Here is an 11870-nt window from a genome sequence, read left to right on the forward strand (position 1 = left end):
ATGGACAAAAAGAAAAGCAAAGACGATCCAGCCCTGGCGCAGAACCGCAAGGCTCGCTTTAACTATGCGATTGAAGAAACCCTGGAGGCCGGAGTTGTTTTGACCGGAACCGAGATTAAATCAGTTCGAGCCGGTCAAATTACGATTGGGGATGGTTTTGTGACTATCAACAATGGTCAAGCAATCCTCACCAATGTTCATATTGCGGCCTATGAAAATGGTAATCAATTTAACGTTGATCCTTTACGCAACCGGGTGCTACTTTTGCACAAAAAACAAATTGCCCGATTGACCGGGTTGGCGAAGGAACCTGGGGTAACCATTGTGCCGTTGAAGGTTTATCTGAAGCGTGGTTTTGCCAAGGTTTTAATTGGTGTTGGTCGTGGAAAAAAGCAATATGACAAGCGCCAATCAATTAAAAAGCGCGACCAGGAACGAGATTTAAATCGTCGTTTTAAAAATTAAGCATAACAGGTCTGTTCTTGTGGCATTTAAGAACAGACCTGTTTTCATTAATTGTGCTTTTGTTTTGATTTTATCGAAGATTTTTAAAATATTTTATTTAAAAAACAAGAAAAAGACATTCTCTTTTCTAATTGACCCAAAGACTATTTTTGTCTATACTAGAATTGTGAATTGAAAAAATTCACTGCTGAAAGGAAGAAAATACGATGGGTATGATTATTATTTCAGCATTCTTTGCTTTGATAATCGGCTTGGCTGGTGGCTACTTTGTAAAACAAATCTTAGACAAGATGCGTTTCAATAGCGCCAAGCAGGTTGCAGCAAACATTTTAAAACAAGCAAATGATGAAGCCAAAAGTATCAAACGGGATGCAGAAGTTGACGCAAAGGACTTGGTCCAAAAGTACCGTCATGAAGTGATGGAATCACTGTCAGGTCGGGAAAAAAAGGTCGAGGCCCAAGAAAGTCGTCTGCAGGATCGGACAGATACTTTGGATCAAAAAGACGCAACTTTGAACCAGCGAGATGCTTCGCTGATTCAAAAAGAGAACCAGGTACAAAGCCAGTTAGCAGAAGCCACAAAAAAGGCTGATGCTGCACAGGCTACTTTGACTGCACAGGAAGAGAAGTTGCAGGAAATTGCGGCATTGACTCGAGAACAGGCCAAGGAGCAAATCTTAGCCGAAACGAGTGCTCAGTTGGATCGTGAACGAGCAGCTTTGATTCAAGAGTATGAAATTGATGCTAAAAGCGAAGGCGAAAAGCGGGCAAGGAACGTGGTAGTGGAAGCTATCCAGCGTTCGGCTGCTGACACCGTTTCAGATGTCACGGTTTCCGTTGTGAACTTACCTGGTGAGGAGATGAAGGGTCGGATTATTGGTCGTGAAGGCCGCAACATTCGGACGCTTGAGGCATTGACTGGGATTGATTTGATTATCGATGATACGCCAGAGTCGGTTGTCTTGTCAGGGTTTGACCCCCTGCGTCGCCAAATTGCTAAAAACGCCTTAGAGGCTCTGATTTCTGACGGGCGCATTAACCCAGCTAAGATTGAAGAAGCTGTTGAAAAGGCGCGTCGCCAAATGGATGAAAATATTCGCCAAAAGGGTGAGGAAGCTGTCTTTGAACTAGGACTGCGTGGCCTACACCCAGACTTAATTAAGTTAATTGGTCGAATGAATTATCGGACATCATACGGACAAAACGTCTTGCAACACTCAATTGAAGTGGCGAAGATTACCGGTTTGATGGCTGCCGAATTTAAAATGGATGTTGCACAAGCAAAGCGTGCTGGTCTCTTACATGATATTGGTAAGGCTGTTGATGCGGAAGTGGAAGGTTCTCACGTAGAACTAGGCGTTCGCTTAGCTGAGAAATATCAGGAAAAGCCAGTGGTTGTGAATGCCATTGCCGCCCACCACGGCGATACGGAGGCAATTTCACCACTAGCGGACTTGGTCGCAGCTGCGGATGCAATTTCTGCTGCTCGTCCAGGTGCTCGATCAGAATCGCTTGAAAACTACGTGAAGCGTCTGACCGACCTTGAAAATATTGCGGATGGTTATCAGGGTGTTAAATCAGCCTATGCTATTCAAGCTGGTCGCGAAGTTCGCGTGATTGTTGAGCCTTCAAAGGTGACCGACATTCAAGCAACGGTTTTGGCCCATGATATTAAGGCCGAAGTCGAGGAACAACTCGAATATCCTGGTCACGTGAAGGTGACAGTTGTTCGAGAAACGAGAGCAGTTGATTACGCTCGTTAATGAAAAGCCCTTTGGGGCTTTTTTATTTGAGGGACTAAATTAAGGTCTGAGCCTGCAATAATGTTTCAAGTCTGCTACAATAAGAGCAAATCACCTGTCCTTTATTGCAACGAGAGGAGAATCTCACTTTATGACTATTGGAGAACTTTCAATTTTAATTTTTGCCTTAGCATTTTTGCTTTTGGTTGTTTTTATCGGTATTTTTTTGTTGCGATTAACCCGATCGGTCAGCATCTTGACAACTGATATCGATACCATCGCCCGCTCTTCTAACGAGGTCTTGGCGAACACAAACATGTTGTTGGATGATGTCAACGATAAGATGGCGACGCTAGACGTTACTGTTCAGGCTGCTGCTGATTTATCGCAGACAGTTTCCGATTTGAATGGTTCGGTTCGCAAGGCATCAAATAACTTAGCAGGGATGGGGACAATCTCAAAGGCTGGTGCTACGTTAGCATTGTCGAAGGTTTTCGGTCTCTTTTCTAAAAAAAATAAAAAGTAACGGAGGAATTGCTATGTCAAAAGCAACGAATGGCATTTTTGCTGGTTTCTTGTTTGGTCTTGGTGTCACTGCGGCCTACAAGTTGATGCACGAAGAACAAAAAGATGAACTCAAAGAAAAGGTTCAGGCCAAGGCCGACCAAGCGAAGCAGGCTGCTAGTCGCGTTCAAGACAATTTGGCGCCCTATGTTTCGAAAGCCAAGGAGACCTTGGCTGCTAAGAAAGTAGAATTGGCGAACCAAGTGGTTGATCAGGAAGATCAGGACCGCAATGATATTGAAATTAGTGAACATGACTTGTCCTTAAACGATGACAAGTAAAGAAAACCACTAGGCAGGTGATTCTGCTTAGTGGTTTTCTTATCAATAAAATTTGGTTTGGAATAGAGCCGCTTTGGGGGAGTGTTTTGGTTTAAGAGCCCGAGGGTTCCTAGAACCCTTTAACGCTCACTAGCATTAACTCACCCGCGGGCTAATTTTTCAGCCTTTTTGGTGTTGGCGAAGTGGACCTTGGCAAAGTGGTTCAAGTCTTTTCCCTCTTTGATAAGGCGGCTAGCAACGCGGTCTGCTTCCTTACCAGCACCGATTGGTAGGTGAATACCGGCTTCCTGGCTCAGTTCGGCCATTGAAATCAGTTCGACGTAGCGGGCGAGAATAGAAGCCGCGGCGACGGCTAGGTGGTAACGCTCACCCTTGGTGGTGAAGTAGACCTGATTTTCAACGATTGGCTGCTGGTGGTTCTTTTTTAGATAGCGAAAATAAGAATTGGGCGTGACGAATTGGTCAATTAAGAAGCCATCCGGTTTTGTCGGGCTGATTTTTCCGAGGACGGTTGCTAAAACAAAGTTGTGCGAAAGGGCCTTCATGGCCACAACGTTTTGTCCGCTTTGTTGCAATTGGTTGTACTTATCCGGCATGAGGTTGACAACGTGGTGGGGGAGGCGTTCGATGATCTGAGGCGCCATGGCCTTAATTTTTTCGTCAGTTAGTGTCTTCGAATCGGCGATACCAAGGCTTTTGACCCAAGCATTTTGTTCCTGTGGCACATAAACAGCCGCCGTTGTTAGTGGACCAAAGTAGGCACCGGCGCCAACTTCATCCGAACCGATGACGCTCCAATTTTGAAAGCCAGCAGGAAGATTTTGGCCAGGTTGATTCTGCTGGGGTCGTACCTTGACTCTTTTTTCACCCTTTTTACTGAGGTCTAATTGCTGATCAGCCCATCGGTTTGACTCTAGATTGGCATTTTTGCCTTGGAAGAGCACTTTGCCGGAATGGTAAGCTGTGATGGTCGTCTCATTTGTTTGGGCCTGGAAGAGTGCGCCAGCCGGTGCTGATTCTTTCATGTGACCTGCATAGTAGTCCTGACATTTCTTAATGGTTGCCTTTGACAAGGATAGTACGCTTTGCATTGAAGCCCGCTTTCTTCTTGATAAATGGGGTTGTAACCACTTAATTATAGCAGTTTTAATGGTATAATTGACGGTATTAAGTATGTGAATTGAGCGCATTTGGTTGGGGAGAGCCAGATAAAATCGCGCCGAAATAGGAGCTTGAAAATGATTCTTTCACTGATTTTTGCTGTTGTAATTTTCCTCATGGCCTTGTCCGGATACCGGGAAGGCTTGGTCCACGTCTTGGCCCGTTTAGCGATTTTTTGTTTGGTCTTTTATATGGCCACGGTTTACTCCAAGCCCCTCGCTGATCTCTTCTCTAACTGGGTTTCGGGCCAGTTCTCCCGTCCAGGTGTGCCAGACGAGGTTTCTCGTCAAGGAACCCAGTTCTTATCATCGGGTCTGGCCTTTATGGTCGTGATGGCCTTGGGTTCTTTTGTTGGCCACTATTTATTGCGCCCCATTCGCTTTATCCGCCGTTTGCCAATTTTAGGAGCACTCGACGGCTTACTGGGTGGTATCTTGTATTTTGGAATTGGAGTTGTTTTAAGCTTTTTCATTTTGCAGGTCTTATCGGTTGTCCCCAATGCCTGGCTGCAAATGCAGTTTAGCCAAAGCCCAATTTTAAATCAGTTTTTGAACACCACGCCGGTTCTTTCGAACCAAATTTATCAGTGGTGGCTTTAAGTAATAAGGAACAAATAGAATGAATAAAAAAGTCTTACAGACATTAGAATATGAAAAGGTCAAAGACCAACTGTATCCCTTTATTCAGACCGAACAGGGACAAGTCCTAGTTGATCACTTACAACCGTCTTCTGATTTTGATCAAGTGTCTGCTTGGTTGCAGGAAACCAACGAGGCCGTGTTGATTGATCGATTAAAGGGTGGCATGTTGTTGCCGGCCTTGGTGGACATTAAAGATCAGGTTCGTCGATTGGAAATTCAGGCAAGCCTCAATGGGGCGGAAATTGTCAGTTTGGCCCAAGTGTTAACTGCTACCGCCGCAATTGCTCATTTTTTTGAAAATATTCAGGATGATTTGGCGGGGTCAGTGGACCGTCTGGCTGCTAAGGCGGCTGACTTAGTGCTCTTGCCTGAATTGACGGTTCAGGTCAATAAGGCCATCGATGAGACGGGGCAAGTATTGGATAACGCCTCTTCGGCATTGGCAAGCCTTAGGCGGCGAATGACGGGGCATGAGAATGCTATCCGACAGAAGCTGCAGGGGTATACGCGGGGAAAATCAGCCCAGTACCTCTCGGAGCCGATTGTCACAAAGCGGTCTGACCGCTATGTGTTGCCGGTGAAGGCCGAATACCGGCACCAAATTCCGGGAGTCGTCCATGACCAAAGCCAAAGTGGTCAGACTTACTACATTGAACCGCAGGTGGTGGTTGAATTAGCCAACGAATGGTCAGAATTAAATGTTTTGGCCCGAGCTGAGGAAAATCGGATTTTAGCTGAGCTCTCTGCTGAACTGGCCCTTCATAGTGAAGACCTGGTCACCAATGCGCTGATTTTGGGCCAATTGGATTTTGCCAACGCCAAGGCACGGTTAGCTAAAAGTCAAAATGCTCAGGCACCAGCCTTGTCAACCGATCAGTCGGTTGTCTTAAACCAGGCCTGGCACCCGTTGATTGGTGAAAAGAAGGCCGTTAAAAACGATATTAGTCTTGGTGTTGATTACCAAACGCTGATTATTACAGGACCAAACACTGGTGGAAAAACCATTACGATCAAGACGTTGGGACTTTTGCAGCTTTTGGCTCAGTCGGGACTCTTTATTACGACCGGTCGGCCATCGACGGTAGCGGTCTTTGACAAGATTTTTGCTGATATTGGGGATGAACAGTCGATTGAGCAGAACTTATCCACGTTCTCCTCGCATATGGCCAACATCAAGCAGATTTTGCAGCAGACAAATGACCAATCTTTGGTCATCTTTGATGAATTGGGAGCCGGAACGGATCCGCAAGAGGGGGCTGCATTGGCCATGGCGATTTTAGATCGAACCCGCTCTTTGCAGGCTAAAACCATTGCCACGACCCACTATCCAGAATTGAAGCTTTATGGTTATGACCGTCCAGAAACGGAAAACGCCTCCATGGTCTTTGATGTGGAAACGCTCAAGCCCACTTACCAGCTCTTAATTGGTGTACCAGGACAGTCAAATGCCCTGGCCATCGCCAAGCGCTTAGGCTTTGATGATGAGTTGTTGGCGGATGCCCAGTCATTGGTGAACCCTGAGGATCAAAACTTGAATAAGATGATTCAGGACTTGGTTGACCAGCGCCAATTGGCCAAGAGCGAGCGAGCTGATTTGGCAAAAAAGACTGCTCAGGTTCAAAGTGAACAATCGCTTCTGGAAAAAAAGACGTTAAAGCTGGAGCAAAATCAGGCTAAGGTCATGATGGATGCCAAAAAGGAAGCCAACCACTTGGTTGCAAAGACCAAAAAGGAGGCGGACCAGTTAATTGCGGCTATCCGCAAGGAACGCTTGGCCGGTGGCCAAAAGGCTGGCTTGTCCGAGCAGGAATTGCAAAAGCAAAAGCGGGCCATCTCTTCCTTGCATCAAAGTGATCACTTGGAGAAAAATAAAATTCTTCAAAAAGCCAAGAAGGCCAAAGTGCTTGCTCCTGGGGATGACGTGGTGGTTCAATCCTATAACCAGCAGGGAACTCTGGTGAAAAAGCATAAGAACGGTCAGTGGGAAGTCCAATTGGGCATCTTAAAGATGCTGGTTGACGAAGATGACCTGACGAAGACTGAAGCAACTGCCAAGGCTCAAAAGGAAAAGCAGAGGCAACACCGACAAAAGGTTGCTAAGACGGCCCATAGCGGTTCAGCAACCGGCCGCGTGCAGGCCAAGCTTGACTTACGTGGCGTTCGCTACGAGGCAGCCATTACTTATTTGGACCGGTACTTGGATACGGTAGTTTTGGCCAACCTCTCTTCCGTGGAGATTATTCACGGAAAGGGAACCGGTGCATTACGTAAGGGTGTCACTGATTTTCTGCGGTCCGACCGCCGGGTCAAGGACTTCCATTTTGCTTCCGCCAATGCTGGCGGGGATGGCGCCACGATCGTGACCTTGCGCTAAAGCTTGAATTTGGCCAGGACTGAAAAATCAGCCTTGCAGCAGCCCAATAATCCCGTCTTTATTTATAAAAAGCATGCTTAGTCCTGATGTTAGTAACGTATTTAATCCGCCACCAATTACTTGAAACAACGAGAAGGGAAGACAACATGTCTGATAAGTACCCAGCCGGAGAATTTTTATCCGCACTATTTTTATACGCTCGCGATTTTAACTATAATCACTTGGTCTTTGAAGCCAACCGTTTTAAAGTGTCCGTGAACTTAGTTCGTCGCTCCAATACCTACGGGAATGCGGAGCTCTTTTATGCTTCTGCCGATCCTAAGAGCTTTGCACCGGTCATGTCAGCAATTAACCAGGCCATTGAAGTGGCAGAACTTGAAGGTGACTTGCAGGCCAAGGTCCAAACACCAAACTTAGAGCGTAAGGAACAGATTTTTCAATTTAAGCTGCGTGAGTTTGGTCACGGACGTTACCAACTCGATTTATCAATTTAAGGTAGGAGGCCCATTGTGAAACAAGGAAAGTCAGCACAAATTAAAGCATTTAAACACCAAAATACAAAGCACAAGTTTCGTGAAAATAAGAAGTTAGCACCATTTGATTACAATGAATTTGCTGGTTTCTTGCGAGCACGGTTCTTTTTAACTAAGAATACTGCCTACCAGCCAGCAGTCTTTGAAGCGGCTTCATTTTTCTTGGATGACTTGATTGCCACCATGGTGCAGCAAAATTTCTCTGCCTTTACGAGTGATGAACGGGTGATTGTCAACTTAAACGAGGCGATGCAAGCCACTTTGGTTCAATCAACAGACCGTGACTGGCGCTACTTTGTCTTACTGACGCCGGTTTTGTATGATATTCAAGCCTTCTTGGCCAAGGAAGGGCAGGTTTCACCACGTTATGGCGTACAAACGACTAAGTTTGATCCAAATTTCTGGAAAATGATTATGCGAACGGTCATGGCGGTAAATTACTTCCGTTTCCAGGGCCAGGATGTTGCCAAGTTGATGAGTGAGTCATCAGCAATCGATGACTTGCAATTTAAATTCTTAAAGCAAAACGGTGACGCCGATGATTTCGACTTGGAAACGATTCAAGAAGTCTTTCGTGGCTTAACGGTTACCTTACCTGATTTAAAAAATGCCGATGCAAAGCCTTTGACACCTGCTTTAACGGCAGAGCAACAGGAAGAAGAAATCGCCTTTGGAAAACGGATGGTGGAAACCTTCCAAAAGACATCGACGGCCGGAGTGGTGTCGGACCAGGAAATGGCTCTTTTGCAGGCCTTACATCAGGGCTTGGCAGAAAAGTTGCAGGCTGACCATCACCAATGGACGGCTAGCTTGATTGCTACTTTTGTCAAAGAGAATCTCTTTGACTATTGGCAGCCTGTTTTTGATTCATTGGATGGCTTAGGGGGCGAAATTACCCGCTATTTGCAATTCTTAGCTAATAAGAAGGCCGTGACGGACTTTAAGAAGATGGAAGCTGGTTTAACTGACGTCGACCATTATCTGGATGTTGCTGCCTTAAACAAGCTCTTAGGACAGCTAACGGTTGATGACGTTGAAGAACTAGTTAAAGAAAAGTAAAGATAAAAATGCCTGCTGGTCTTCAATGAAAACCAACAGGCATTTTTAGCAGAATTATGAAAATGAGATGTGGCGCAAGAGGTCCGGCATCAATTGATGAATTTGCTTCGTCTTTTGATCCTGAATCAACAATGCGCCAGCTGGCGTCTGAGATAAGACGCCATGGAAGTCCTGGATTTGTTCTTGATCAAAACCATAGTTCATTTGGACGTCCACTGGTTCTTGGAGATTAATGGCCAACTCTAAGCGGGTAATGAGTTCCTGGCTATTTTGTTGTTGCTTCAATGGAACGACAGCAAAGTGTTCGCGTAAGCGGGCAAAAACATGCTTGCCTTGCTTAATGATTAGATTGTAATAAGTCCGGCTATCAAGATTGACTTGCATGAGACCGCCTCCTCTTTCACTGTTGCCTTTAGTATACGAACAAATGTTTGGTATTGCAAGTGCTTTTCTTGGTTAAATTTTTATTAAGAACTAATTTAAGGCTGATTTAAAGGCGTTTAAGGCTTTGTTCCCCTCAGGCGAACAGACTTTCTAAAATGTCTCAGGGAAGGTTAGAATTAGGTTGACAAATCAGTGGTCACTTGAGCCCGTCATTGAATAATGAGAAAAATTCTGGTAAAATACAAACATTAAAGTAGATTTTGATGTTAAAGAGGAAGAGCATGACACAACGTGGTTTGTTAATCGTCCTTTCAGGCCCATCTGGTGTCGGAAAAGGAACAGTTCGTAAGGCGATCTTTGAAGATGACGGTGTTGATTTCCGTTACTCCATTTCAGCAACAACTCGTAAGCCACGAGTTGGTGAAGTGGACGGCCAGGATTACTTCTTTGTTTCCCGTGAGGAATTTGAAGAAAAGATTCAGGCAGGTGACATGTTGGAATATGCCGAGTACGTCGGTAATTACTACGGAACGCCACGTTCTTTCATTGATGAAACTTTAGCTTCCGGTAAGGATGTATTCTTGGAAATTGATGTCCAAGGGGCCTTGCAAGTGAAGACAAAAATGCCAGAAGGGGTTTATATTTTCTTGACCCCACCTGACATTAAAAATCTCCGTACCCGTTTAGAGGGCCGGGGAACTGATTCGCCTGAAGTCATCAATCAACGTGTTGAAGCCGCTAAGGACGAATTGAAGAAAATGATCAATTATAATTATGCCGTCGAGAATGATATCGTCGAGTTAGCCGTTGACCGAATTAAGGCAATCATTACTGCTGAACGTTTGAAGGTTAGCCGCGTATTTGATCAAATTGCGGACTAAAGGAGTAGCACATGTTATTGTATCCATCAGTAGATAAGTTGTTAGAGCGAGTTGATTCACGGTATAAGTTGATTGCCTTAGCTTCAAAGCGCGCCCGTGAATTGGATGCCGGGATGCCAGCAACAAAGGTTAAGTTTGATTCCAACAAATCAGTTGGGCAAGCTCTAGAAGAAATTGAAGCAGGGGATGTTGTCATTAACCCTGTTGTTCAGGATGAAGGAGAATAAGATGGCTGATTTTCCACAGTTAGATTTGGCGGTAAAAGAAGCACAAGCCACTTTGCAAACCAACTATGGTGATATTGACCTGATTTTCTTTGAAGAACAAGCACCTAAGGCGGTCGAAAACTTTTTGACGCACGCCAAGGAAGGTTACTACGATGGCGTTATATTCCATCGAGTGATTCCTGATTTTATGATTCAAGGGGGAGACCCTGAAGGATCTGGTCGCGGTGGTGAAAGTATTTGGGGCAAGCCTTTTGAAGACGAGTTCTCAGATGACTTGTTTAACCTTCGCGGTGCTCTGTCAATGGCGAATGCTGGACCAAAGACGAACGGGTCACAATTCTTTATTGTTCAAGCGAGTCATTTTCCTAAGCAAATGAAGGCAGCCCTCAAGGGATTGCCAGAAGAAATTCAAACTGCCTACCAAGAAAATGGGGGAACCCCATGGTTGGATGGCAAGCATACTGTCTTTGGTCAAGTTGTTTCTGGGATGGATGTTGTCGATAAGATTGCTAAGGCAAAAGCAGACTACGCTGACCGCCCAATCGATGATATTGTCATTGAAAAAGTCGTCCTTCACTAAAAGTGTTGGGCGCTTTTTGCTATAATGAGGACAGTAGGAGAAAAAAATGCCTTATAAAATTGGACAGCTGGTGACAGGAACAGTTACTGGTATTCAGCCCTATGGTGGCTTTATTAAATTAGACGAGCAAACGCAAGGTTTGGTTCATATTTCGGAGTTCAAATCAGGGATTGTTAAGGACTTGAACGGCGAATTGAAAGTCGGTGACCAGGTACAGGTGATTGTATTGGATATTGATCAGTACACTGGTAAGATTTCCCTCTCTCTTCGTCAGGTGGGCATCATGCCACTCAAGGACACACCGATTATTAAAAACAACAGCGTGAAACGACATTTCTGGACGAACTATCATTTGGACTACGGTTTTGAACCAATTGCGTTAGCCTTGCCAGGTTGGATTGAGGAAGCAAAGAAAAGAATTAGCTGAGGAGTACTATATGACAATGGTAGCAGCGACGGTTATTGCATATGACCACGATATTCCCTATTTTTTAGTCCATCAAAAGGATTCAGGTGATCATTTTTGGGCTGTCAAGGTTCACCATCATGAAGAAAAGACCTCTTTGGGAACGATTTTGTCCGCATTTCAAAAGATTGGTGTGACTAATTTTGACGATTGGCGCTTGGGTGAATTGGCCACAGCAGTCGAAGGTGAAGGTCATGCTGAGTCATTATATTCCTTTCATGTCACTGATTATCAGGCATTACAGAAGCAGTTACCGAAGGAATTGGTCTTTAAGAGTGCTGATGATATCCGTGAATTGTTGACAACAATTCAGCCATCAACATTCACATCCTTTGATGCTAGTTAAATATTAATTGATGATTTAATAATCAATAGCAATAATGTTCGTGTTTTATCCGTTAATAAAAGGGCGAGAAAAGTATCTTTCGCTCTTTTAGAATCTCTTTAAAAAACATGGAAAAACTATTGACGAGTAGGAGGGCAGGCGCTATACTAGTTATTGTTCGTTACGA

15 protein-coding genes are annotated in these 11870 nt (G+C 44.8%); 13 read left to right on the forward strand and 2 right to left on the reverse strand.

Going from position 1 to position 11870, the window contains the following annotated elements; genetic code table 11:
- From smpB to FEFB_RS00600, 4 genes are all read left to right on the forward strand, one after another.
- Complete coding sequence (gene smpB, locus FEFB_RS00585) at window positions 1-465, forward strand: SsrA-binding protein SmpB (RefSeq protein WP_047974312.1); 465 nt, start codon at window positions 1-3, stop codon at window positions 463-465.
- A 206-nt stretch (window positions 466-671) separates the two neighbouring features.
- Window positions 672-2228 carry a ribonuclease Y gene (rny, locus tag FEFB_RS00590; protein ID WP_047974313.1) on the forward strand — a complete coding sequence of 519 codons (1557 nt, stop codon included), beginning with the start codon at window positions 672-674 and terminating at the stop codon, window positions 2226-2228.
- Between the two features lie 130 nt (window positions 2229-2358).
- Complete coding sequence (locus FEFB_RS00595) at window positions 2359-2733, forward strand: DUF948 domain-containing protein (protein WP_047974314.1); 375 nt, start codon at window positions 2359-2361, stop codon at window positions 2731-2733.
- A 13-nt stretch (window positions 2734-2746) separates the two neighbouring features.
- Window positions 2747-3052, forward strand: a complete 306-nt coding sequence (locus FEFB_RS00600; protein WP_047974315.1) for a hypothetical protein — start codon at window positions 2747-2749, stop codon at window positions 3050-3052.
- Between the two features lie 140 nt (window positions 3053-3192).
- Here the strand turns inward: FEFB_RS00600 and rnhC are convergent, their stop codons facing one another.
- Window positions 3193-4143, reverse strand: a complete 951-nt coding sequence (rnhC, locus tag FEFB_RS00605; protein ID WP_047974316.1) for a ribonuclease HIII — start codon at window positions 4141-4143, stop codon at window positions 3193-3195.
- 147 nt (window positions 4144-4290) lie between these two features.
- Between rnhC and FEFB_RS00610 the strand changes: the two genes are divergently transcribed.
- From FEFB_RS00610 to FEFB_RS00625, 4 genes are all read left to right on the forward strand, one after another.
- On the forward strand, window positions 4291-4812 hold the full coding sequence (locus FEFB_RS00610) for a CvpA family protein (protein WP_047974317.1): 522 nt from the start codon (window positions 4291-4293) through the stop codon (window positions 4810-4812).
- A 19-nt stretch (window positions 4813-4831) separates the two neighbouring features.
- On the forward strand, window positions 4832-7228 hold the full coding sequence (locus FEFB_RS00615; protein WP_047974318.1) for an endonuclease MutS2: 2397 nt from the start codon (window positions 4832-4834) through the stop codon (window positions 7226-7228).
- 146 nt (window positions 7229-7374) lie between these two features.
- Window positions 7375-7722, forward strand: a complete 348-nt coding sequence (locus tag FEFB_RS00620; protein WP_047974319.1) for a hypothetical protein — start codon at window positions 7375-7377, stop codon at window positions 7720-7722.
- A gap of 15 nt (window positions 7723-7737) precedes the next feature.
- Complete coding sequence (locus FEFB_RS00625; RefSeq protein WP_047974320.1) at window positions 7738-8820, forward strand: hypothetical protein; 1083 nt, start codon at window positions 7738-7740, stop codon at window positions 8818-8820.
- Window positions 8821-8874: 54 nt separating this feature from the next.
- On the opposite strand, the gene FEFB_RS00630 is transcribed toward FEFB_RS00625, so the two are convergent.
- Window positions 8875-9204, reverse strand: coding sequence for a hypothetical protein (locus tag FEFB_RS00630; protein ID WP_047974321.1), 330 nt, complete (start codon window positions 9202-9204; stop codon window positions 8875-8877).
- Window positions 9205-9485: 281 nt separating this feature from the next.
- Here FEFB_RS00630 and gmk point away from each other — a divergent pair, with 281 nt between their 5' ends.
- From gmk to FEFB_RS00655, 5 genes are read left to right on the forward strand one after another with little or no spacing between them, the layout of a single operon-like run.
- Window positions 9486-10085 (forward strand): guanylate kinase, encoded by a 600-nt coding sequence (gmk, locus tag FEFB_RS00635; protein ID WP_047974322.1) that lies wholly within the window; start codon window positions 9486-9488, stop codon window positions 10083-10085.
- A gap of 11 nt (window positions 10086-10096) precedes the next feature.
- A complete protein-coding gene (gene rpoZ / locus FEFB_RS00640; protein ID WP_047974323.1) occupies window positions 10097-10312 on the forward strand; it encodes a DNA-directed RNA polymerase subunit omega in 216 nt (71 codons plus the stop codon).
- A 1-nt stretch (window position 10313) separates the two neighbouring features.
- Window positions 10314-10892 (forward strand): peptidylprolyl isomerase, encoded by a 579-nt coding sequence (locus tag FEFB_RS00645; protein ID WP_047974324.1) that lies wholly within the window; start codon window positions 10314-10316, stop codon window positions 10890-10892.
- 46 nt (window positions 10893-10938) lie between these two features.
- Window positions 10939-11319 (forward strand): CvfD/Ygs/GSP13 family RNA-binding post-transcriptional regulator, encoded by a 381-nt coding sequence (locus FEFB_RS00650; protein WP_047974325.1) that lies wholly within the window; start codon window positions 10939-10941, stop codon window positions 11317-11319.
- 10 nt (window positions 11320-11329) lie between these two features.
- Window positions 11330-11704 carry a hypothetical protein gene (locus tag FEFB_RS00655; RefSeq protein WP_047974326.1) on the forward strand — a complete coding sequence of 125 codons (375 nt, stop codon included), beginning with the start codon at window positions 11330-11332 and terminating at the stop codon, window positions 11702-11704.
- The last annotated feature ends 166 nt before the right edge of the window (window positions 11705-11870 follow it).

It is taken from the genome of Fructobacillus sp. EFB-N1, from assembly GCF_001038455.1.
In the GTDB taxonomy this organism is placed as follows: domain Bacteria; phylum Bacillota; class Bacilli; order Lactobacillales; family Lactobacillaceae; genus Fructobacillus; species Fructobacillus cardui.

Excerpts from the sequence above, each read along its gene's own strand:
- smpB (WP_047974312.1), top strand. The coding sequence starts at position 1 with ATGGACAAAAAGAAAAGCAAAGACGATCCAGCCCTGGCGCAGAACCGC.
- rny (WP_047974313.1), top strand. The coding sequence starts at position 672 with ATGGGTATGATTATTATTTCAGCATTCTTTGCTTTGATAATCGGCTTG.
- FEFB_RS00595 (WP_047974314.1), top strand. The coding sequence starts at position 2,359 with ATGACTATTGGAGAACTTTCAATTTTAATTTTTGCCTTAGCATTTTTG.
- FEFB_RS00600 (WP_047974315.1), top strand. The coding sequence starts at position 2,747 with ATGTCAAAAGCAACGAATGGCATTTTTGCTGGTTTCTTGTTTGGTCTT.
- rnhC (WP_047974316.1), bottom strand. The coding sequence starts at position 4,143 with ATGCAAAGCGTACTATCCTTGTCAAAGGCAACCATTAAGAAATGTCAG.
- FEFB_RS00610 (WP_047974317.1), top strand. The coding sequence starts at position 4,291 with ATGATTCTTTCACTGATTTTTGCTGTTGTAATTTTCCTCATGGCCTTG.
- FEFB_RS00615 (WP_047974318.1), top strand. The coding sequence starts at position 4,832 with ATGAATAAAAAAGTCTTACAGACATTAGAATATGAAAAGGTCAAAGAC.
- FEFB_RS00620 (WP_047974319.1), top strand. The coding sequence starts at position 7,375 with ATGTCTGATAAGTACCCAGCCGGAGAATTTTTATCCGCACTATTTTTA.
- FEFB_RS00630 (WP_047974321.1), bottom strand. The coding sequence starts at position 9,204 with ATGCAAGTCAATCTTGATAGCCGGACTTATTACAATCTAATCATTAAG.
- gmk (WP_047974322.1), top strand. The coding sequence starts at position 9,486 with ATGACACAACGTGGTTTGTTAATCGTCCTTTCAGGCCCATCTGGTGTC.
- rpoZ (WP_047974323.1), top strand. The coding sequence starts at position 10,097 with ATGTTATTGTATCCATCAGTAGATAAGTTGTTAGAGCGAGTTGATTCA.
- FEFB_RS00645 (WP_047974324.1), top strand. The coding sequence starts at position 10,314 with ATGGCTGATTTTCCACAGTTAGATTTGGCGGTAAAAGAAGCACAAGCC.
- FEFB_RS00650 (WP_047974325.1), top strand. The coding sequence starts at position 10,939 with ATGCCTTATAAAATTGGACAGCTGGTGACAGGAACAGTTACTGGTATT.
- FEFB_RS00655 (WP_047974326.1), top strand. The coding sequence starts at position 11,330 with ATGACAATGGTAGCAGCGACGGTTATTGCATATGACCACGATATTCCC.